This is a genomic window from Mariniflexile jejuense (assembly GCF_042675665.1).
Taxonomy (GTDB): domain Bacteria; phylum Bacteroidota; class Bacteroidia; order Flavobacteriales; family Flavobacteriaceae; genus Mariniflexile; species Mariniflexile jejuense.
Genome location: NZ_JBHTJI010000001.1, coordinates 1,281,260 through 1,304,251 on the forward strand (window position 1 = coordinate 1,281,260; position 22,992 = coordinate 1,304,251).

Sequence of the window (22,992 nt, forward strand, 5' to 3'; positions counted from 1 at the left end):
TTATTTAATAATCTTTTTATAAATTTCTATAATAGCTTTTATTTGACTTTTTTCTGAAAAGTTATTCTGAATATACTCATGAAAACGAATAGCATCCGCACTTCGTAACGCTTCGTTCTCAATATATTTTAAAAATGCTTGAGACAATTCGATGCTGTTTTTTGGGTTAACTAGCAATCCCATATCATTTTTTACAACTTCGGCACATTCGCCAACTTGTGTTGCTATTACAGGTAATCTTGCTAATCCGTATTCTAATAATGACAAAGGTAATCCTTCAGATTTTGATGATAAAACGCCTATTGTAGCTTGTGACAACATATGAAATGTGTCTGGTTTACTTCCATAAAGAAAAACATTCTTTTGTAACGCGTTATCTAGAATGAAGGATTTTACGGTTTCAGAATACAAATCATTAAAATCTTTTCCTATTAAATGTAAAGTCCAATCTTTATGTTGTTCAATAGTAATTTTGAATGCTTTTAATAAGGTAAGATGGTCTTTTTGTTCTCGTAAATTTGCTAAACAAATAATGCGTTTCCCTATTTCACCATGTAATGTAGTTTCGGGAGTTAAGTTGGTTTTTACCGCAAAATTTGGTAAATAACTTATGTTTTTTGATTTTAAATGTAATTTAGCCCACTTTTCTAAATGCTTATTTACGCAAAAAATATGATTGAAATATACTGAACATGCTTTTAAAACCTTAAAAGTTCTATGTTGCAAAAATTCGCTATTACCATAATGGTCGTGCCATACTACTTTTATATTTTTATTAAAAATTCTAATAATTGTAGCTAAAAAAAATGATGACGAATGAGCATGAATTATTTTAATTTGATGCAGTTTCACATACCTATTTAACCTGAAAATGGATAAAACATCTAAGGTAGATTTTTTGTTTAAAAAAAGGTATTCTACATGAGTATCTAAACTATCTTTAAGTAAACCTTCGGCTCGTGTAGCACATAAATGAGAAACAGCATCTTGCGACACTAAAGCATTGGCAATATTTACTGCCACACGCTCTGCACCACCAACTTCTAAAGAATCTATTAATTGTAAAACCTTCATCCTTTTTTTAGCTGCTTATAAATTTCATCATCAAAAAGTTCCATTGTATAATATTGAGACCAATTTGATGCTAATTTACTCATCATTTTTAATGATGCTTCATTATTAACTGCTTTATTAATACTATTTAAAGCATGAGATAATTCTGGTTCAATTAAAATACCTCTTTCTCCATTTTGCAACATAAAAGGCACACAAGATACTGATGTTGTAATAGGAATTACGCCAAAAAACATAGCTTCGGCAACTGCTTTGGGCCAACCTTCAGATTTTGAAAGTAACAGTAAAAAATGAGCATTTTTAAGAGCTTCTTTTACAATATTTTTTTCTTGATTGCCATGAAGTTTTACAACATTCTCTAAATGATTACTTAAAACATATTGTTCTAACGCTTCTTTTAAAATACCATCACCATACATATCCAATTGTACTTGCTTTCCTTTCTTTTTCAAAGCTTCAACTATTTGAATTGCCAACAAAGGTCTTTTACCTTCAGCTAAACTACCTACAAAAATAAAATTTAGTTCATTGGAATAATCTCTTATTTGAGGAACTTCTATTTCTGAATTTGAATACGTAGCTGTGAAAAACGGCTTGATATTTTTTGTTTGATTTTCCCAGTCTCCATAAACCAAAACCTGCATGTTTTTAGTTAAAAACGTGTTACTTAAAATCCACTTTTGAAGTTTGTAACTAATAGGTTGTTTTGCTTTTGGATCCCAATTACCTGCGTATTTTGCGGTTTTTATTTTTTTAGGGAACAGCATTTGAACAAAACAACCCAACAACCCTATGTTTCCTGGACAACGTAAATGAATATGATCGGCATTTCTACATGCTTTAAAAATTGTCCAAATAATAACTGGAAGTTTTATTAAAGACGAAAAACAGTTTTTAAATGATATAAATTGGATAGCAGGAATTTCATTAAACTGAATGTTTTCATGCTGATAAGCTAAATCTATTATTGAAGGTTTATTGCTTGTTTTTGGAGCAACAATAATTGTCTTGTTTACGTGTTTAACCCACAAATTCATTTCACGAACGTACGGCGCATAAGCAAAATATTGATTTTGCGAGGTACTGTGCGGAACATGAGTAATTATGGCAAAGGTCATTTTTTTAATGTATAAAACTCTTTTAGCAAATCTTTTGAAGTTCTTTTAATTTCATCTTTCTTAAATGTAAATGCATAGCCTTTAGGCATAGAAACAGTTCTTCTGTTTGGTGTTCCTTTTCTGTTATCTAAAAATTTCAACCAGCCAAATAAAATTCTTGTAACAAACAAAAACACGCTTCTAATTAGTTTTTTTGAACTTAAGTTTACAAAATAGTTAGATAACGTTATGGCTACTACCGACGCATTTCCTTCAGTTATTTCAGCATTTAAAACTTCACATTTAGGAAATAAACTTCGCATACCTGTATAAGTAAAACGATAAAAATCGTAAGGTTCTGCATGGTAAGGAAAATTATGTGGTGCTTCAATTTGCAACACGCCACCAGTTTTAGTTACACGTTGCAATTCCTCACAAAATTTCCATGGATTAATGGTATGCTCAATAACTTGAGCTGCTAAAACTACATTGAAAGTATCATTAACAAAAGGAATGTAATGACCATCAAAAACATAATCGGGTTTAAATTGATTATGGACATCGGATGTAATTACTTCGCAATTTTTAAACTTTTCTTTATAATAGGAAACCTTCTCTCCTGCTCCAATAATTAATACTTTACCGTTATTAGGGGCAAACTCTAAAAGAGCATGATAGCGTTTTTCAATATTAAAATCTGTACACAATGATGGCAGTAATTTTCTACGCACATAATTTTTAATGCTAGAAGTGTTTAAATAACTACTGTCTTGCGTTGTGACTTTTGAATTTATAATATCATCAGCACTAAATATAGAATTTATACCGAAAAGAATAGGTACACCGTTGTGTATAGGCAAAGTGTTACCATCTTCAAACACATAAAGAGTTTCTGTAATTTCAATTAATTTGGAATGTGTATCTGGATGAATTATTATATCTCTTGTCATTTTTAAGCTATTAAAACTTGAAACCAACCAACAGTTCTACCTAAAGTTTCTGTAATTACTTGCTTTTTATTTTGTGCTGTAAATGTATTGCTAAATCTGATGAATATCAACAAAAGCGTGATGGTATGCCATTTCATTTTATCTTTAAATGTTGGTTTTGGTGTTTTAACACGCCAAACGTACCATCCATTTTTAACTACCATCTTTCCGTATTTAAACTGATTGGGTCTTCCAGAAGCTTCATGGTAATGCGCTAATTTTGCGGCTGTGTTTAAATATAATTTACCTGTTTTAGCTGCACGAAGTGAAAAATCGGCATCTTCATACAAACCATAACCTTCAAAATACGTTGAAAATTGATGTGATTTAAACACTTCATTTTTAAAAGAAGAAACACCACCCATTAGCAATTCAACTTCATAAATTTTATCACTCGGTGGCAAAAAACTAACACTACGAGCATGCGAAAAACTTGGAGAAAAACCTGGTGGACAATCGGGTGCTAATCCTAACTTTTTTCTAATTATAAAACGGCTACCGTCTTTTCGTTTCCAACCATCAAAATAAAACTCATCTTTTTTAGTTTTATAACCATCACCTACATACTCAAAAACAGACTCGTTTTCAATATAACCACCAACACCCAACGCTTCTGGGTATACACTATATGTATGTAATAATTGTTGAAAATAATCGGTGTTTAAAACCGTATCATCATCTAAAAAACATATAATTCCTGAAGCTTTAGAAACTTTATTGATGCCAAAATTTCGTTGTTTAGTTAATCCTCTATTTGCTGCATCAACTTTGTAATATTTTAAATTTTTAAAAGGATTTTGATTTAAAATAATCTCCGTTTCATTATTTGTAGAACCATCAATTATTAAAATTTCGTTTGGATAAACAGTTTGCTTTTCTACCGATTTTAAAAGCTTCAAAAGTGGATTCGGCCTTAAATAAGTACAAATGATAAGGGTAAACGTTTTATCCATTTTTATTGATTTTATTTAGAAATGCATCGTGAATTTTAATAAAATACGATGGACGCATTAAATATATTTCCCAGAGTTTTCGGTTACTTTTTTGAAGTTCTTCAAACTCAGAATCGCTTTTAGAATTATGAAAATCGAGAATTTGCTCTTCAAATGATGCTTTTTTTTTATCATTTAAAATAACAATGTGTTTATCCCAATCAATTATATCATTTAAAGGCAATCTGCAATCGGTATTCAATAAAATTGGAATGCGACCTACGGCTAAGGTTTCATAAAAACGCACCGAAAAATTCCCAACACCTCTACTACAAAACGTATATGCATTACTATACATATTGTTGTAAAACGCTTTTGCTGATTTTTGTTTTTCAAGCTCGGTTTGTACACCAGCACGATAATGATTTCTTAATATAAAATTGGTTTGTAACCCTTTTGATAATTGTAATTTCTTTAAATAATTAGCGCGTTTTATACTTGATGGATAAAAGGATTGAGCATCGGCTAACTTACCTAAAAAACTTATTTTTAACTTATATTTAAAATGGTTTAAAACCTCTTTGGAGTATTTTAAAATACTTGAATTTGCATGACCTACAAAACCAATAGTTGGCTCGTTTTCTTTTTTAAGTGTAGAGAAACCTTGAGGCAAATAACTTGTGTAAGGATCATTTACAAAAGAAGGTATTACAAACGTGGTGTTACTTAATTTACTATCAAAACCGCTTAACCGAAATGTATAACTATTTTTAATATAATTTGTAAAACCATAATCGCCACCCGTGTAAATCCAGATGGGTTTTTCGTCCTCTTTTGCTAATTTTTGAAGATTACCAAATGCGTTTCTAAACTTTAAAAAACTAGTGTAATCGATAGGAAACACAATAACATCACTTTTTGAAGCATCATCAACAAATTGGTAGTAATTTAGTAATTCACTATTCTTTAAATAATGCAAATCGAACAGTAAGGGAAACACTTCTTTGCGATGGGTTTCGGTTAAAAATTCGGTATTTGTGTATAGTTTCAGCATTAATTTAAGTTTGTTTTCTTGCGTTTTTATATGAAATTAATCCTCTTTTGGTTTTGTTATAAAAAACCCATTCAAAATACAATCTAAAAGCCCTTGCTAATTTTAACAAAGATTTACTTGGTGTTATTTTAATTGTTTTTGGTTTAAATTCATGTATTAAAATAGATTGACTACCTTCTATTGTTGAAGCTAAGGTTTCATTGGTTATTGCAATTTTAGCGTTACTATTACAAATGCGAATACCATATTCTGTTTCTCCATAACGCCCAGAGGTATTTTCAAGATAGAACCCATAAGTGTTATAAAAGCTTTTTTTTGTGATGAACGGATGGTCGCTATATTGATAATAATTTTGAGTGAAATTTTTAAAAGAAAACTTAGGAATTAACGACATACTATTAGTCAATTTAATTAATTTATTGAACTTAAAATTAGATGTAAATCGAACTAAATCTGCACAATTACTTTCTAACAACGTAATACATTCTGGTAATAGTAAATTGATTTTAGGGTTCAACATGAAATCTTCCTGACAATATAAAATATAATCACCTTCACAAGCAGCAATACCTTTGTTAATATTGGCTGCTAATCCTTTATTTTCTTTTGATTTAATTAATTTATCAATACCAAAAGTTTCAATTTCAGTGATAGTTTCCAAATCGCTACCATCATCACTTACTACAATTTCAGAATCTTCTATATTAATTTGACGTATAGCATTAATACACTTCAACAAATCGTCTGGTCTGTTGTAATGGGTAATTAAAATACTTATACGTGGTTTCTGTTTCACAATAAATTATAGTTTTTTAGCCCAAAATATACTTGCTTGCCATTTTTTTTGAAAGTTTTTATAAAAACTCCAATAATTAAAAATAGATTCTTTTTTTATTAGCCTTAAAAACAACACCAATTTATAATTTAAAAGTTGCTTTTTGGTATAATGTTTTAAAAAGGTGTACATAATAGTTGGCGATGGTTTGGGTTGTACCATATCTGCATCCCACAATTGTTTAACCTCGGTTCTAAAACCGCCAAAAGGTGCTTTAAGATGTGTAATTCTAATATCTGGACAGTAAATAACATCAACACCTTCATTGCGTAATTGCATACCAAAATCAAAGTCTTCACCATAACCAAACTCCAAAGCCATATTAAACCGAATGTTTTTTAAACAACTGGCTTTTATAAAACTATTACCCGAACCAAATATACCTGTTTGATGCGTTTTTGTAAAAAGCAGCTTTTCGTTTTCTTGTAAATAGACAGTAGTTATGGCTAAAACACCAAAATCATGTACTTTTTTAAAAACTGATTCAATTAAATGTTCATCAAATCTATTATCATCATCATTTAAAAATACCCATTCACTTTCAATTTGATTAAGTGCTAAATTTCTGGCATTACAAACACCCGTTTGGTGTGTAAAAGTATGTTTTATATGAAATGGCCAGTTTTTGGTTGTTATAAAATCCAATTCTGAAACACTATCAGGTAGTGGATTTTGTTCAATAATGATTACATTTTTTGGAAGTATGGTTTGGTTTGCTAAATCTATTAGAACATCGTGTAAATAAGTTTTTCTTCCTATAGTTGGAATAATAACATCAATCTCTTTTTTGGTTATAACTGTGTTTATTGATTGAAAATTAACTTGCTCAAAATTTAAGTTTAATCGTTTTTGAAAAAACGATTTAATAAGTGGTATAAGTTTTAATTTCTTTTCATAAATAACAAAACAAGATGCCAGCATAAAAACCCAAACCCACTTATAATGTGCTTTTACGAATTTGAATAATTGAATATTTGAAGCTTGTTTAATTTCAACTATTGGTTGTACTTTTTTAGTTAACAAAGCAGGTTCAGAATAACAAAAAAGCCCTTGAATCATGACTGTTTTTGCTAATGAATTTAGAAAATAATCAAAATTATCAAACGGTTTGAAGTTATTAGAAACCGAATTTAATAACCTTGCCGAAATACCACCAACATCGCTACTCATTAACCACGTTGGGAAAGTCACATCTTTTTTTACATTTAAAAATACCGATTGATCAATATAACCTAAACTATTTGGAATGTAGTATTTACTACTAACCGAATACGATGCTAGTATGTTTTGATGATGAAATATTGTATGTAAAACAGATGAATTTATAAATTCTTGATAGGCTTGATGGCACCAAATAATAATTTCGTTTGGAAATGCTTTAGCTATTTTGAATAGTGTTTTTGTAAGCGTTGTATCTATTAAAAAAGGTGTTTCTTGCAAATCACTATCAAGTACCTTTAATGCACTACTGTTTTGATGTATTAAATAAATCATTCAATAATCGATTTATAATATTGAATATTCACCTCAGCATTTTTAGTAATATCAAATAGTGTTTCAACTTTAGCTCTTGCATGAACGCCTATAGTTTCACATAATTTTTTATTGCTAAACAATTCTAAAATACGTTTTGCATACAAATCTGTATTTGATGGGTGCACTAAAAAACCATCAACGCCATCTGTAATTAGTTCTTTTGCCCAACCTATACTTGTGTTAACTACAGGCTTTTGTAATGCCATACTTTCTATGGTTACCATTCCTAAGGTTTCAGCAAATGAAGGAAAAACACAAATATGGGCATTTTTAATATGATTTTTTACTTCAGAATAAGACACTTTTCCTAAATAATTTACATTTTTTTTAGCTTCGTTTGAAAACAAATTTTCAACCAACTTATATGTTGAAGATGAACCTGTTTGTATGTCAAATGCATCGTTTCCTATTAAAATTAATGTAGCTTCTGGATTTATTTCAACCACTTTATTAAAAATTTCAGCCAACTCGAAAACACCCTTTTTTCTTATGATGGTTCCTATGTAAAGTATGGTGTTTTTATTATAGTTTAAAGGCGATTGATTTACAAAATTTTCAATTTGTAACCCATAATGAATGGTCTTAATTTTAGATTTGTCAAGTCTGAATATTTTAGCTGTTTCTTCTCCTGCAAATGTGGTTGGCGCTATAAATGCCGATGCTTTTTTTAAAGCCAATTTTTCAAATAGAAAATTTTTAAATTTTTGTTTTCTGTTTTCTAATTTACAAAAATATGCATCGCTACCATGAAAACGGATAACCAATGGCACTTTAAAACGCATAAATGCAGTAATGCCTGTCCAATCTGGTGCTTCAATAAGATCTATTTTTTGTTGTGCTACTATGGTGTTAATATGGTTTTGTAATTGTAGCCTGTAATAATACCACGTTAAAAATCGATATTGCTTTTTAGCAATTTTGTGTATGGTTACACCTTCATCAAAAATAATAGCATCACTGTTTTGTTGATACACAAACACCGTAACCGTTATTCCTTTTTTAACTAATGCTACTGCTAAGTTTTTTATACTCGTACCAATACCTGCAGCAACGTTAAGTTGAGCATGAGGGTATTCGGGTGTAATAAAACCTATTTTCATTTTCTTAAAAGTTGTTCGCTATCATTAATTAAGTTTCACATATACATCACCAAATTTGGTGTTTAAAAATGCTGTAGAATTTACCTCTTCAATCATATCATTATAATTAACCCAATGGGACAAGGAAAACTCTGTAAACTCAGTTTTGCAATAATTAAACATAATGTTAGAATTGTACAAAGTATTTAAATAGCATAAGCAGTCTAATAACGCGTCTTTTCGTTCTGGAACTGTATATTCTAATGATAATGATTTTACACTTTGGGTAAGACCTTTTAATACTTCTAACTCAAAGCCTTCCACATCAATTTTAATAAAACTAGGACTACCAAACTTACTTATTAAATAATCTAAAGTTACCATTTCAATCTCTCGGGTTTCATTCCAAATAATATTTTTAAACCTACCGCTTTCTTTAGTAGAATTAATCCAGTCTTTAGAGAATGAAGATAAAATATTAGCATTGGTTGATATATATAATAATTTTGTTTCTATTTTTTCCCCAACACCATTTTGAAGTATGGTAATTTTATTTCCATATTTCTTTTTTAAAAACCTAACACATTCTTCTTGTGGTTCTACAGCAATTATTTTAATATTTTCATTTATTAAAGGTTCAATTCTGTTACCATAATTTGCTCCAATGTCAAAAAAAACACTATTAGGGATAAGGAATTGAGAATAAAATTCTTTTCTTTTTTTAATTAGTTTTTTCTCTTTTGAACTTCTAAACCAAGATTTAATAAACTTTATATTATTTATTCCTAACAGAGATTTAACTAAATTCTTAATGTTCATAAACTTGATATTTATATAATTTGATTTATAGTTTTCCAAATAGTATCCGAGGCTTTTGTTGGTGTTTTTCCAGCTACAATTTCAAACCATTTCAAGCCTTCTTCAACATTTGATAATTTGCCATCTAATATTTGTTGCACCAAACCTTCCAATTCGTTTTTATTGGTGCAAAAAATAGCGGCGTTATCACTTGGCATGCTTCTAAAATGAACGTATTTGTAATTCTGACCAATATCGCGAATGCCTTTTTTTAATTGTGGTTGTTCGTAATTATAATAAATGCAAGGTTTTTTATGAGCTACAAAATCGAATACGGTTGATGAACATACATTTGTTACAAACTCGCTATGTTCACACACATTGTACAACATTTTAAAATCTTCTTTGGCGGGCAACACTTCGTTCCAAATACTACCAACTTGTTTCCAAATAGGGTCTAAAACTTCAATAATATCGGTGTTGGCTTCAATAACAGCATCATATCTTTTGGTGAAATCTACTGGGCATTTTCTATAAATGATGCCTAAGTTATAGCCTTTGTTATTCAAACTTCTAACAGCATTTGCTAAATCTTCTAAATAATATTGATCTAAAGGCGATGTGGTTTCATCATCACCAGAATAACAGATGTATTTTTTATTAACATCTAACCCATATTGTTTGAAAAAATCTTCTCTAGATTCTAGTAATGTTGTATCAAAATGTGGTTCAAATTGTGGTGTTCCAGTTACAAAAATCTGTTCTTCTTTTACAAATGGGTAATATTGAAGCACCTCATTTTTCATTAAATCACTCCAAACAAAATAATAATCGGTTTCAACCACTTGCATTGCTTTTGGCACATTATCCCATGAATAAACAAATGTAGCTGTAGGTATTCCTAAATCTTTTGCTGCCAATAAAGCACTTATAGATTGTGATGCACGTTGCGTGGTACAAAACACCAAATCTGGTTTATGTTCTAAAAGTTGCGCTTTACAGTAAGTGTATTTTGTAGTGGAACGTTCTAAAGAATCAATTTTTTTCCGAATGCGCTCAATACCTTTTTCAGAATTATTCAACCCAATTAACAGCTTTATATATAACGTTTTAACTGTATTTTTTAATCCTTTATAATTGAATGGGAATTTATAGGTTGGGTATACATTATCATTAAACTTATTTTGTGATATATTAAGTTCAATGTGCTTTCTGGCTCTTAAATAAATGGGTGTTAATGGATGATTTTTATGATTTTCAATCTTTACTTCATTAAAACCTAAATTGTCCTTTAATGAAAAAACAGTGTTGTTCCAATAGTGAATATCATAACCTTTAGCTTCACCAATTTGTTTAAAAATAGTAAAAGCAAAATTTCTTAAACCAACACCATCAGGAAAGAAAACGAATACTTTTTTCTTCATTTTAATCTATCCCTTTTGATTTTTTAATTTATCACGCTGAACTTGTTCAATAGGTAAAATATCCTGTGATTTAAAACTAAGTGCTTTAAATACAGCATTTAAATCTCTTGACAGTTTTCTGAGCCCCATAGGCTCTAACGAAGCTGCGTGGTCGGTTCCTTTCCATGTTCTATCAATGGTATAATGACGCTCTATAATGTTTGCTCCTAAGGTATAAGCTGCAACATCTACCGCTATTCCCAAATGATGCCCAGAAAAACCAATGTGCTTTACCTCGTTTTTATATTTTTCAATTAACAGATTAATATCTAAAAGGCATACATCTTCAAATGGTACAGGGTAACCCGATGTGCAATTGTAAAGTACTAAATCTTTATTTCTGTTGAATTTTTTGAAAAACTTAACCAAGTCTTCAATTTCATTTTTGGTTGTCATTCCTGTTGAAATATGAAGTTCGCCTTGATAATTTTCACATAACCACTCCAACATGTTTATATTATTATTACATGCTGAAGGTATTTTTATAAACTCTGGTTGTAATGATGTTATTTCCTTGGCAGAAGTTAAATCCCAAACCGAAGTTGAATAAGTTATACCAATTTCCTCACAGTAATTCTTTAATTCTTTGTGTTGATTTACATCAAACTCTAAATACTCGCGATGCGCTCCATACGTATCTCCATAAGAATTAGCAGGATTTGGATGTGGTTGATTGTATTGTTCCTCCGTTAATAATTCCTTATTATTTCGTTTTTGAAACTTAACGGCATCGGCATTACAGAATATTTTTGCAACTTTAATAAGTTCTTTAGCAATTTCCATATCGCCCTTATGGTTACAACCAATTTCAGCAATAATATATGGTTTTTTATAAGTGTTCATTAAATTTTTGAGGCAATTAAAAGCGTTTATTATAATTAAAAATGAATTGGCAAGCTTCTCTAATAGCTCCATCTCCAGAATTTTTAGAAAGCACAATATCTGCATGTTGTTTAACAACATCGGTAGCATTGTTTGGCGTTAACGACCAACCTACACTGCAAATATTGGTTAAATCGTTTACATCATCGCCTAAATATGCAACATTGTTAAGTGATATATTTTGTTTTTTTAAAACATGCTGCAATAAGCTATATTTATCTTTTACTCCTAAAAAAACGTGATTTATTTTTAGTTTCTGCATGCGTTTTGCAACCAATTCAGATTGCTCTGAGGTCATTACCATAACCTCAATATTAAACTGACGCAAGATTTCTAGCCCCATTCCATCACGCATATCAAAACTTTTGGTATGTTCACCATTTTCAGTATATGTTATGGTGCCATCGGTGAAAACGCCATCAACATCTAACACCAAATGCGTTATTTTTTGAGATAATTTTTCTCTTTTTTGGCGTTCAATAAGCAAAGTTTCAACAGCTAGCCAATCGGTTTCAGAATCAATCTCCATTAGAGTATCTTCAGGCATTTTAACAACTGCTACCTTTTCTCCAATTCTGTTTTTATGTTTCTGTAAAGCTTGTTTGGTTGTGGTATAAACAGATCCGTTTTCAACCAACAAACCTTCAAAATCTTGTCGGCGTGGTCTTTTATGCGGATTATAATTGATAGCAGTTCCGTTTTCGTTCCATAAAAAACGATGGGTATTTACTACTGTTAAAGCAGAATCATAACCATTATTTAATTTATCTAAACAGGCATTAATATCATTTCTTTTGGTGAATGGCGATGTGGCTTGAAGCAAACAAAATACATCAAAATCATAATTTATTTTTTCAGCAAATTCCAACATCGCGAATTCGGTAGATGCCGTATCGGTAGCACTTTCATCACTTCGTAAATACGCTTTAACTTTTGGCGTCCAATGGTATTCTTTTGCTATAAAATCTATAATGGTATCATCATCTGTATATACATGTATCTCGTCTAACTTTGAAAATATGGCTTCCGCTAAAACCCAAGTGAATAGTGGTCTTCCAACCATTTTTCGTTTGTTTTTATTTGGAATTCCTTTGGAATTTTTTCTAAGAGGAATGAAACCGATTTTTTTCATGGATAACGTAATAAATTTGGTTTATATGAATCGCTAAAATACGTTTTTTAAAGAAGACATTCTACAAATAAAAACTTAGTCTACTAAACTAGATTTATTTTTTACAAACTTACTTAACTCAGAAGTAAATATCTTAGCTCCATTTATATAAAGATGCGATTTGTCGTAAAAGTAATCTTGGTTTTTATAAATACTACTCGTTGTGTCATAAACAAATACACTATGCTCTGGCTGTGTTAATTTTTTAAATCTGGTATAAAAACGACTATCGAAACTACTAAAACTGGGCGAAAATACAAACACCAACTTTATTTTATGTAATTCACAAAGTTTTTGAATGGTATTAAATGCCTTTAATCTGGATTCTTCTTCAAATTTCGGATTATAATCTTCTATTTGATTATTATAATCCAATGTTACATCGTTCTTTTTTAAAATACCCATGGAGCCAAAAGAATCTATAGGGTTTCTTGTATTTACAAAAGCATCTCTAAACAAAGAATGAAATTTATTGTATCGACCCAAAAAGAACATATATGATAATGGACTATTTATATTTTGTGTTACCAATTCGTGATTGATGTAATTATATTTGGTTAAAGGAAGTACAGCATCTTCTCTATAATTTAAACTTGGCTCTTTTATAAACTGACTAGAATTATCTATACTTAGCAAGACATATTTAGGTGGCTTATTGAATTTAAGTAATGTTTCTAATATAAATTTATGAAACTCAACATGAGAACCTTGATACGATAAATTATACGCTGTTAAACCTGTTTCCTGTTCTAACTGTCCCGTTAAAATATTACCTGCTCCTCTAGACGATCCTAAAACAATAATATCCTTGTTTATTTTGCCATGTAACATAAGTTCTAATCGCTTATCATATTGCCTCTTGGGAGTTTCTTGTAATAGAAACCAAACACCTTTTTCTATGACAAAAAAGATTAATGAAAAAATTAATATGCGTTTTATAAAAAGTTTCATATTAAAACTGAAAGTAGATAAATTCTTGCTGCTCTTCACTGGTATAAATAAATATGATTGCTATTAAAACCATATAAAATGACCATCGTAAAACTTTATTTTGCTTAATTAAAAGCAACTCAATAGCATATTGCTGGGTTCTACCCAACCATTCAATAAACATAAATACAACTATTAAAATTATTACATTAGTAGGTCTTACTTCTGGTAGTTTAAATAATGAATCTTTAAAAATATTAACAATATAATTCCATGCATGAGAAACATTTTCAGCTCTAAAAAATATCCATGCAAACACTGAAAGACTGAATGTTAATAGCATTTGAAAAAACTCCTTAACCGAAGGTATATTGGCATTTTCAGCAACCACATCCAAGTTATTCCTATTGGATTTGGCGAGTAATAATGGCAAAAAATAAAGTGCATTTAAAAGTCCCCAAACAATAAAAGTCCAGTTGGCTCCATGCCAAAAACCACTCACTAAAAAAATAATGAACGTATTTCTAACTTTCATCCATGTTCCGCCGTGGCTTCCACCTAACGGAATGTATAAATAATCTCGAAACCAAGTAGAAAGTGATATATGCCAACGCCTCCAAAACTCAGCCATATCTCTAGAAAAATAAGGAAATGCAAAGTTTTGTTTTAAATTGAAACCAAACAATCTTGAAGTCCCAATAGCAATATCAGAATACCCAGAAAAATCGCCATAAATTTGAAATGTAAAGAACAAAGCACCCATTACTAAGGTACTTCCAGAATAATTATCAGAATTATTGAATATCATATTCGCATATTCCGCACAATTATCGGCAATCACTATTTTTTTAAATAAACCCCAAAGTATTTGTTTACAACCATCTACAGCTTGCGAATAATGAAATTGGCGTTTCTTATAAAATTGCGGCAATAAATTTGTTGCACGCTCAATAGGACCAGCTACTAACTGCGGAAAGAAACTAACAAAAGCTAAAAATGATATAACATCTTTTGTAGGCTCTAATTTCCGTCTATAAACGTCAATACTGTAACTTAAGGTTTGGAAGGTGTAAAAACTAATGCCCACTGGTAAAATAATATGCAAAGTATTTGCTGAAACCTGCGTTCCAAAAAGTGAAAAAGCATCAATAAAACTTTCAACAAAAAAATTGTAGTATTTAAAAAACCCTAAAAAGCCAATATTTACACAAATACTTAACCATAAGAAAGCTTTTCGTTTTCGTTCATTTTCTTCATGCAACAAACGCAAACCAATACCATAATCTAAAATAGAACTAAAAGCAATAAGACTTAAAAAGCGCCAATCCCACCAACCATAAAACACGTAACTTGCTACTACCAAAAGTAAGTTTTGATACTTTAAATTTTTTGCCGTAACAAACCAATAAAGCACAAATACTATTGGTAAAAACACAGCAAAATCTAATGAATTGAACAACATGATGTATTGATTATAGAATTAATAGGATAATAATTGCAAACTTACTTTTTTAGTAATGGTGCTTTTTTTAACGGGTTTTCTAAACTTTAAAATTGAAAAAAACTGAAAAAATACTATAAGCAATGCTTTAAAAAAAAGCTTAAAATATCTAATATCTGAAAGTGCATATTTTTTAAAATTATGAAGCAAAAGTTTTAAAATTTTAACACTTGGGTATTTATAATAAATTAAATAATACTTGATTGAATTTATCAACTGCCTTTCAAACCGGAAATAATTTCGTTTTTGAAGCTTCCGTTTTTCAACGTCAACCCGATGGTTTACCATGATGTTGCTGTTATATTTAATATCAAATCCTAAATCTAAAACCTCAATTGCCAAAGCCGATTCTTCGCCATAAATATCCATCCAAACCGGAAAACCATTTGTTAAATTATACACATCTTTTTTTATGGCGAAACCGCAACCAACAAAATCGTTTGTAAAAAAAGATTGAGAAGGTTTGGCTCGTTTTAACGCTTCAACATCCGATTTAAACAAACCTCGAATTTCTTGAAAGGCAATGATTCCTAAATTTTGATTTTCATCAAATTCGGAAACTATCGTGGTAATGAAATCAGTACTTATCGGATGCGCATCATCATCAAGACCAATAAAAATAGTGCCTTTCGCTTTTTTATATAAAATATGTCTTGCTGGTGAAGCACTTATGCTTTCTTTGGAAATTGTCCAGTTTACCCAATTAAATTCATCAATTATAGCTTCGGTTTTAGAACAACCATCAATAAATACCAAAACCTCATGAATAGAACTATCTATAAAATTTTTTAATTTATTTAGGGTAAAAACCAAATCGTCTGGTCTATTTTTTGTAACGATAAGAAACGACAGTTTCATTTATTAGATTCGATTAAAACAGATTGGTAAAGGGTAATAATTTTAGGTTGCAAGATAGCACGATTATAATATTGGTCAATAAATTTTACATTATAATTCTGAGCATCTTTTCGAAGTGTTTCATTTTTCAGTGCCTCTTTTATTAAGTTTGATATTTCAATCGCACCCAAAGGGTTATGAATTAAATAACCGTTTTTTCCGTGTGAAATAACTTCTTCGGTAACATTTCCTGGATTGGATTGGATTGGAAACGCACCCATACCCATAGCTTCTAATAAAACATTGGGCATACCGTCTGAAATACTATTAGCTATATGAATACAACTTTCGCCCATAATTTTCAATAGACTTTCATTTTGCAAAAAAGCATATCTGGAATAAATTTCTATATCTAAATCTGAAAAAAAACTAGAGTTTTTAATATGTCTTTCAACTGAATTATCTGCACTATAAACAATCAATTTATAGGTTTTTAATAGGCTTATTGGTAACAATTCTATTGCTTTTAAAACTATAGATGCTTTACCTACACCATCATCATATCCTTTTATTAAAATAATGTTTCGTTTAGAGATAGGTTGCATATTATTTTGGTTTATAGTTAATCCGCCATTACCAGGAAATACACCTAAAAATTTTGAATTATAGCCATTTTCAACCATCAAATTGTAATCGCGTTTACAATCGGTTATTGCATAATTAACACGATTATAAAAACGTTGTAATTGTTGTTTTGAAACCCCAAGTTTATCATAATAAAACACGTCGCTTCCCCATGATGAATATATAAAAGGTAACTTATTAGTTTCCATGATAGATAAAATGGGCAACCCCGATAATTGCATTTCAAAACAATGCACTATATCTGGTTTTATAGCATTTAAAGTCTTATTGAAAACCGAAGTAACAGATCGTTCATTTAACTTTTGAATAGACGCGTATAACTTTGGAAAATTCTTTTTTATGGTGGTTCTAAATGGGAAATTCCATCGCAACTTCCAGCCCTTTATTTGTGTTACCCATGTTATTTTATCAGACTTTGGGCCACCATCGGTTACATCAAACCAAAAAACTTCATAACCAGAATCTTTCAATTGGTTTACCCATTGAAAAAAGTGGTGATTTGGTATGGCAACCATGAGGATTTTCATTAAATCTTAAATAATGGTTTAAATTTAGTATCTCCTTTTTTAATAATTTTAAAAATATAGTAAAAAAAACTAATGCGTATTAATTTAATTTTTAAAACTCTATTATAACAAAGTCTTTCAGTATTAATAAACTCAAGGCATTTTTTTGCTGCCTTAAAATTCCTTTCTGCAAGTGCCTGCCTAAAAAAACCTAAGGTCATTTTTAGAACAGCAAGCTTTATTTTTTTTGTATTTGAAAGTCTTAATACAGTGCGTTTTGCTTCAAAAAAAGAATTCAAACCAAAATCGACTTGTCTGTAAAAACTATTTGTTGAAGAGGTTTCTCCAATTCTATAATAAATTAGGTCTTGATTAATAACGGCAATCTCTTTTTTCTCAAAAAGAGCTCTTGCATACAATTCATGATCTTCAAGAATATGCATATCTTCACGCATCGGCATATACTTTTGCAAAACACTTTTTTTCCATAATGGAGCAACCATCATCATTGGAAAATCACCTATTACAAATTCCTCAAAACTGTTTTTGGGTATTGCAAGCTCATTAGTAGTTTCATTCATAATAAAGTCTTTAAATACACCATAAAATTCTTTCAATTTGCAAACAACTAAATCATTATTTCTTATAGTTTTCATTTTTAACTCAAGGTGCTTGGGATGCATAATATCATCACTATCAAAAAACTGTATAAACATACCATTTGCACGCTCAAAGGCATAGTTTCTGCAAGAACTTGGTCCCTTTATTATTTTATTAGGCCGTTCTAGTAACCTAAAACGAGAATCTTCCTTGATTAAATCATTTATTACTTCTATTGTATTATCAAAACTGCCATCATCTACAATAATGCACTCCCATTTTTGGTAGGTTTGTGCCGTAATCGAATTTATAGTTTCTACTATTAAATGCTCACGATTAAATACTGGAATTATTATAGATATCAAAAGATTTATTTTAATTTATTTGATTATCAAAGAGTTTGATATACTTTTTAGAAATTCTATTCACAGAATAATTTTCTATATAATATTGCCTTACATTTTCTTTTATGCAAATAATCTCATTGCTTTCCATGTTAGATACAGCTTGAATTTGGTTGACTAACGTATCTTTATCAGATATATCAAACCAAAAATTATTTAAAGTCCCTAACAATCTATCTTCCATAGCTCCAACTCGAGTAGATATAATTATTTTTCCAGAAGCCATAGCTTCAATTCCAACTAATGGACCTGCTTCTTCTATCGAAGGTATAATTAAAACATCAATTGATTTAAAAAAATCAGCTATTTTATTAGGGCTAATTGTTTCTAAAATAGTAATATTGGGTGCTAACAACTTATTCACTTCATCCTGTAACGGTCCTGAACCAGCAACTATTAATTTTTGTTGTAATTTATTGAAAGTTTTCAACAATTCTATCACTCCTTTTTCTTCCGAAAAACGTCCTAAATATCCAAAAGTTAATTCCTTTTTCTCTAAAACAGGTATTGTCAATAAATTTTGCTCCTGTAATGTTGTTTGGTCAATTACTTCAATAGTTTGAGCCTTAAACTTTTTTAGTAAATTTGCATTTGTAATAGAGTGAACTAAAACTACTGGAACTAATTGAATTAATTGTTCTAATCCTTTTGGTATTGATTTTATTTTACCTGTAGTTCTTATAACAAATGGCTTCTTCTTATCGTGACAATATTTTATAACATCATTCAAAATGTTTAAATGCATTGTCCCACAGTATAAAACTGCACTAGCATTATCTATTTCTTTCTTTAAAATATTAAGTTTTAATTTATGAAAATCAAATAATTTTCTACTTATTTTATTGTCTACAAGAAAATACGTTGGAGTTTGTTTTTGGTGATATTTTTTTACTAAAAAACTAATTAACTTCAAAAAAACATTCGACTTATATAACAGATAGTATATATTACTCCAATTACACTTTACACCTTTTATTGCTTCAGAATTTGAAGTCATAAAGAAAAGTGACACAACCCGTATTTCATAGTTTTCCGACAAAGCATTAATAATGTTTTTCGTTTCTATTTCCCTTCCTCCAATATCATCAATCAAACCTATTATTAAAATTTTTTTATAACTTTTTACAGACATGACAATTCTACTTTAGAATGATAGATACAATAACAAAATTAAACACTAATTGCCCAAATTTACTTTATACAGAAAAAACTTTCTGAATGATATATTTTTAAATAACAATGATCTTTTCTCAATCAAATGCCATGAAACATATCCGAAACCTATTGAAATTATCGCTGACCAAATTATTAGATAGTATGTACTCATTGTAAAATAATACATTAATGCTTGTTGTATAGGAAAACTATATATATATACCATAAGAAGCATCACCAAATTTACCAAAATTATTACGTATAGAATACGACATAAAACCTAAAAGTATAATTGCCATAGATAGTAAAATATGTTTAATTAAGCTATACATATTAAAATAAATTGTAATACCTAAAAGTAACAATATAATAGCGAGTAATAAAGACTTACGCTTAATGTTTCCAAAATCAAACACCGCTAAAGTGCTGCCAAAAACAAAAAAAGCGCCCAAATCTAAAAATTCATACCCATTCATACCAAATAACTTCGAACCCGAAAACCTATCTAAGTAAAAACTATTTAACATCAAAAAACACATGGTTACGTAAAGCAATACAACTTTAACTATTTTATCATGGTTTCTAAAGTAAAATAAAAAAGCTACCCCTATATACATAGAAAACTCATAGCGTATAGTCCATAACGACCCATTTATAGAGTGATAATGATTAACATCAAACACACCATTTATAACTGGTTGAAATAAATAAAGGGATAAATTATTGGGCAGATAAGTATAATAAGCTGTATTTAGGTAAAAAGGAATATCTCCTTCATAAACTAAAGGTATTAGCATCAAAGTCAATACTAAAACAACAAAAAGTGCAGGAAATAACCTTAAAAACCGTTTTTTAAAATATTCCAATAGTGTATTACTACGCTGTAAACTTTTAAAAATAAAATAGCCACTTATTACAAAAAAAACATCTAAACCTAATCGAGCCAACACGATCTGACCATTAGTTAATTGGTAAAGCCATTGTTTACTTTCACTTGCTCCTGATAATGGATAAGCATGTGAAATGACTACAAACAAAGCGAATAAGAATCTTAGAAAATCAAAATTATTGGCATGTAAACTTTGCCTGTAAGCACACTTAATCAAAACTTACTTGGTTTGTTGTTTATAAATTTCAGCAAATAAACATAGCGTTTAAATACATAATAAATATTTGAAAACAATGTTTTAAATGCTTGAAGTATTGAACCCACAAATCCCTTTGTTGCACTAAAAAAACTAATATCTTGATGCCACAATTGATAATTACCAACCACATCATTTTTAAATCTAAAAAACAATTGTTTATTGCTGCGCTTAATATCGTAAGCAAAAATGGATGGCACAAAATCAATATCGTAACCCGCATTTAAAACCCTTACTGTCCATTCTTTATCCTCAAAAGTTGGTACATCTTCCCTAAAAGGATGTTGCTCCCACACAGTTCTACTAAAGGCAGAACCCGAAAATATCAATCCTGATTTATTGGGATCTTGTTTTGCTGAAATGTTATTGATATAATTTTTATAATCGTTAGGTTGATGCAGGCATCGTAGTCCTGCCAAATTAGGGTTTTCTTGAAACTTTGCCTTTATCAATTTGAAAAAATCATGACTTACAGGATACGAATGCGCACTAAATATAACCACTATGGGGTTTTTAGCTTCTTTGGCACATACATTAGCACTTCCTCCAAAACTATATTGCTCGATAGTAACAAAACGTGCATGATATTGCGCTGCAATGGATTTACTTGCATCGGTAGATAAGTTGTCTAGTACAATAATTTCATCAATATTTTCAGCATAGCGTTCTGTTAAATTTTTCAACAAAAACTGTAAAGCATTGGCTTGATTTTTATTTCTAATAACAACTGAAATCATTTAAACAAGCTTTTAATATATTTTAATGGTGACAATATAACTTTTCCTATTTTATATTCTAAGGATGTTTTGGCCTTAATTTCAGAATTTCTATATAGGTTTATTAAAAAAAATAAATATGATTTTGTATTAGCAAAGTGCTTTAAATAAATATCATTGTGCTTTTCAAACACATACTCCATGTTAGAAATTCTATGATATTGCAAAGTATCTACCAGCATTGACTGTTCCGATTTTCGATAATAAAACAAGTAGTCTTCAACAAAGGTATATTTCCAACCTTTTTTAAGTACAGCAATCCAAAACTCCCAATCTTCGAATCCTTTGATCATCGTTTCATCATAACCTCCTACTTCTTTCCAACAACCTTTTCTATATATTGATGATGGCATTAAAACATTTTCAAACATTAAATCTCTGTAGGTACTTCCTGAAGCTTCATACTTTTTTATAATGTTTGAAGTATTTCCTGTAAAAAATATCCTGTAGCTTGATACTATAGCTAATTCTTTATTAGATTGTAAAACAGGTAAGGTTTTAAGTATGTAATCTTGATGTAGTATATCATCAGCGTCCAATACTATGATATAGTTACCATTACTTATTTGAATGCCAGCATTTCTGGCATTTGGTAAACCACCGTTTTTTTTATTTATATAACTTATTCTATCATCTTTGTTGCACCATATCTTTGCAATCTCTTCGGTATTGTCTGGACTGCCATCATTCACTATAATACATTCCCAATTCGTATAACTTTGGTTTAATACAGATTGCAAAGCTTCACCTAAAAAATGAGCTTGTTTGAAACAAGGAACTATTATAGATACTAACTCGTTCATTTAAAATTTATTTAGCAAACGTAATTTAATAAGTAATTTTATTTTTTTTGACCTACGTAAATTGTGGACGATAGTCATGTATTTTAACACATCATCTAAATCATTCATAAACAATGAGTAAGACTTTTTTAACACAATTTGCTTCTCTGCTTCTATAACCTTTAAATTTTCTAATTTAGAACTAATACCATCTTGATAAAATACCGTTAAAGTTTTATCTATATGACAATAAGATGCATTATGTTTACAAATAGAATCTAGAAAGAATTTCCAATCGGATACAATTTTAAAATCTTCTTCAAATAAACCTTCTGATTTTAATAGTTCGGATTTTATAAACGAAGCTTGATGTGGTAAATTATCTTTTAAAAAGTAAGCAAAAGATAAAGTGTCTGGATATTCCTTAATAAATGTTTTGGTTTTACCAACAACTTTTTGGTTAAAATAAATAATGTCATAATTTTCAACACTATATATATTCTTAGCTAATACTTTATTATTAAAAAAATGATCGCCACTATTTAAAAAAAGCAGGTATTCGCCAGTAGCTTTTAAAACACCTTTATTCATGGCATGATAAACGCCTGTATCTGGCTCGCTTACCCAATAATTTATATGCGCTACATTATCTTCTAAAAATGCTATACTACCATCGGTAGAATCTCCATCTATAACTAAATACTCAAAATCTTGCCAAGTTTGGTTTTTAACACTTTTAAAAGTCGTTTTTAAGCCTTCAAGATTGTTGTAATTTACGGTTATGATGGATAGTTTTTTCAT

General features: G+C 29.6%; 22 protein-coding genes. All 22 read right to left on the bottom strand.

The window, feature by feature from the left end; genetic code table 11:
* The 22 genes from ACFQ1R_RS05510 to ACFQ1R_RS05615 all read right to left on the bottom strand — a co-directional run bounded on the left by ACFQ1R_RS05510 (position 1) and on the right by ACFQ1R_RS05615 (position 22,992).
* Entirely contained in the window at positions 1 to 1,074 is a 1,074-nt protein-coding gene (locus tag ACFQ1R_RS05510) for a glycosyltransferase (RefSeq protein ID WP_379925120.1), read from the bottom strand.
* Positions 1,071 to 2,192: a glycosyltransferase gene (locus tag ACFQ1R_RS05515; protein WP_379925121.1), complete on the bottom strand. Its 1,122-nt coding sequence runs from the start codon at positions 2,190 to 2,192 to the stop codon at positions 1,071 to 1,073. The genes ACFQ1R_RS05510 and ACFQ1R_RS05515 overlap by 4 nt, the downstream gene beginning before the upstream one ends.
* Complete coding sequence (locus ACFQ1R_RS05520; RefSeq protein WP_379925122.1) at positions 2,189 to 3,121, bottom strand: methyltransferase domain-containing protein; 933 nt, start codon at positions 3,119 to 3,121, stop codon at positions 2,189 to 2,191. Before ACFQ1R_RS05520 ends, ACFQ1R_RS05515 begins: the two co-directional genes overlap by 4 nt.
* A gap of 2 nt (positions 3,122 to 3,123) precedes the next feature.
* Entirely contained in the window at positions 3,124 to 4,113 is a 990-nt protein-coding gene (locus ACFQ1R_RS05525; RefSeq protein WP_379925123.1) for a glycosyltransferase family 2 protein, read from the bottom strand.
* Positions 4,106 to 5,146 carry an exostosin domain-containing protein gene (locus ACFQ1R_RS05530; RefSeq protein WP_379925124.1) on the bottom strand — a complete coding sequence of 347 codons (1,041 nt, stop codon included), beginning with the start codon at positions 5,144 to 5,146 and terminating at the stop codon, positions 4,106 to 4,108. The genes ACFQ1R_RS05525 and ACFQ1R_RS05530 overlap by 8 nt, the downstream gene beginning before the upstream one ends.
* Before the next feature lie 4 nt (positions 5,147 to 5,150).
* Entirely contained in the window at positions 5,151 to 5,942 is a 792-nt protein-coding gene (locus ACFQ1R_RS05535) for a glycosyltransferase family 2 protein (RefSeq protein ID WP_379925125.1), read from the bottom strand.
* 6 nt (positions 5,943 to 5,948) lie between these two features.
* Positions 5,949 to 7,475 (bottom strand): glycosyltransferase family 2 protein, encoded by a 1,527-nt coding sequence (locus ACFQ1R_RS05540; protein ID WP_379925126.1) that lies wholly within the window; start codon positions 7,473 to 7,475, stop codon positions 5,949 to 5,951.
* Positions 7,472 to 8,617: a glycosyltransferase family 4 protein gene (locus tag ACFQ1R_RS05545; protein WP_379925128.1), complete on the bottom strand. Its 1,146-nt coding sequence runs from the start codon at positions 8,615 to 8,617 to the stop codon at positions 7,472 to 7,474. The genes ACFQ1R_RS05540 and ACFQ1R_RS05545 overlap by 4 nt, the downstream gene beginning before the upstream one ends.
* Before the next feature lie 24 nt (positions 8,618 to 8,641).
* The gene (locus ACFQ1R_RS05550; RefSeq protein ID WP_379925129.1) at positions 8,642 to 9,415 is read right to left on the bottom strand and encodes an FkbM family methyltransferase; all 774 of its coding nucleotides are present in this window, start codon (positions 9,413 to 9,415) and stop codon (positions 8,642 to 8,644) included.
* Between the two features lie 11 nt (positions 9,416 to 9,426).
* On the bottom strand, positions 9,427 to 10,818 hold the full coding sequence (locus tag ACFQ1R_RS05555) for a UDP-glycosyltransferase (protein ID WP_379925130.1): 1,392 nt from the start codon (positions 10,816 to 10,818) through the stop codon (positions 9,427 to 9,429).
* A gap of 6 nt (positions 10,819 to 10,824) precedes the next feature.
* A complete protein-coding gene (locus tag ACFQ1R_RS05560) occupies positions 10,825 to 11,700 on the bottom strand; it encodes an N-acetylneuraminate synthase family protein (protein ID WP_379925131.1) in 876 nt (291 codons plus the stop codon).
* A gap of 16 nt (positions 11,701 to 11,716) precedes the next feature.
* On the bottom strand, positions 11,717 to 12,871 hold the full coding sequence (locus ACFQ1R_RS05565) for a cytidylyltransferase domain-containing protein (protein WP_379925132.1): 1,155 nt from the start codon (positions 12,869 to 12,871) through the stop codon (positions 11,717 to 11,719).
* Between the two features lie 75 nt (positions 12,872 to 12,946).
* Positions 12,947 to 13,861 (bottom strand): hypothetical protein, encoded by a 915-nt coding sequence (locus ACFQ1R_RS05570; protein WP_379925133.1) that lies wholly within the window; start codon positions 13,859 to 13,861, stop codon positions 12,947 to 12,949.
* A 1-nt stretch (position 13,862) separates the two neighbouring features.
* The gene (locus ACFQ1R_RS05575) at positions 13,863 to 15,302 is read right to left on the bottom strand and encodes an MBOAT family O-acyltransferase (RefSeq protein ID WP_379925134.1); all 1,440 of its coding nucleotides are present in this window, start codon (positions 15,300 to 15,302) and stop codon (positions 13,863 to 13,865) included.
* Positions 15,303 to 15,320: 18 nt separating this feature from the next.
* A complete protein-coding gene (locus ACFQ1R_RS05580; protein WP_379925135.1) occupies positions 15,321 to 16,199 on the bottom strand; it encodes a glycosyltransferase family 2 protein in 879 nt (292 codons plus the stop codon).
* Positions 16,196 to 17,350, bottom strand: a complete 1,155-nt coding sequence (locus ACFQ1R_RS05585) for a glycosyltransferase (RefSeq protein ID WP_379925136.1) — start codon at positions 17,348 to 17,350, stop codon at positions 16,196 to 16,198. Before ACFQ1R_RS05585 ends, ACFQ1R_RS05580 begins: the two co-directional genes overlap by 4 nt.
* Entirely contained in the window at positions 17,350 to 18,294 is a 945-nt protein-coding gene (locus tag ACFQ1R_RS05590; protein WP_379925137.1) for a glycosyltransferase family 2 protein, read from the bottom strand. Before ACFQ1R_RS05590 ends, ACFQ1R_RS05585 begins: the two co-directional genes overlap by 1 nt.
* A gap of 10 nt (positions 18,295 to 18,304) precedes the next feature.
* On the bottom strand, positions 18,305 to 19,465 hold the full coding sequence (locus tag ACFQ1R_RS05595; RefSeq protein ID WP_379925138.1) for a glycosyltransferase: 1,161 nt from the start codon (positions 19,463 to 19,465) through the stop codon (positions 18,305 to 18,307).
* A gap of 232 nt (positions 19,466 to 19,697) precedes the next feature.
* Entirely contained in the window at positions 19,698 to 20,594 is an 897-nt protein-coding gene (locus tag ACFQ1R_RS05600; RefSeq protein ID WP_379925139.1) for an acyltransferase family protein, read from the bottom strand.
* Entirely contained in the window at positions 20,591 to 21,370 is a 780-nt protein-coding gene (locus tag ACFQ1R_RS05605; RefSeq protein ID WP_379925140.1) for a glycosyltransferase, read from the bottom strand. Before ACFQ1R_RS05605 ends, ACFQ1R_RS05600 begins: the two co-directional genes overlap by 4 nt.
* The gene (locus tag ACFQ1R_RS05610; RefSeq protein ID WP_379925141.1) at positions 21,367 to 22,212 is read right to left on the bottom strand and encodes a glycosyltransferase family 2 protein; all 846 of its coding nucleotides are present in this window, start codon (positions 22,210 to 22,212) and stop codon (positions 21,367 to 21,369) included. The genes ACFQ1R_RS05605 and ACFQ1R_RS05610 overlap by 4 nt, the downstream gene beginning before the upstream one ends.
* Positions 22,213 to 22,992 carry a glycosyltransferase family 2 protein gene (locus ACFQ1R_RS05615; protein WP_379925142.1) on the bottom strand — a complete coding sequence of 260 codons (780 nt, stop codon included), beginning with the start codon at positions 22,990 to 22,992 and terminating at the stop codon, positions 22,213 to 22,215.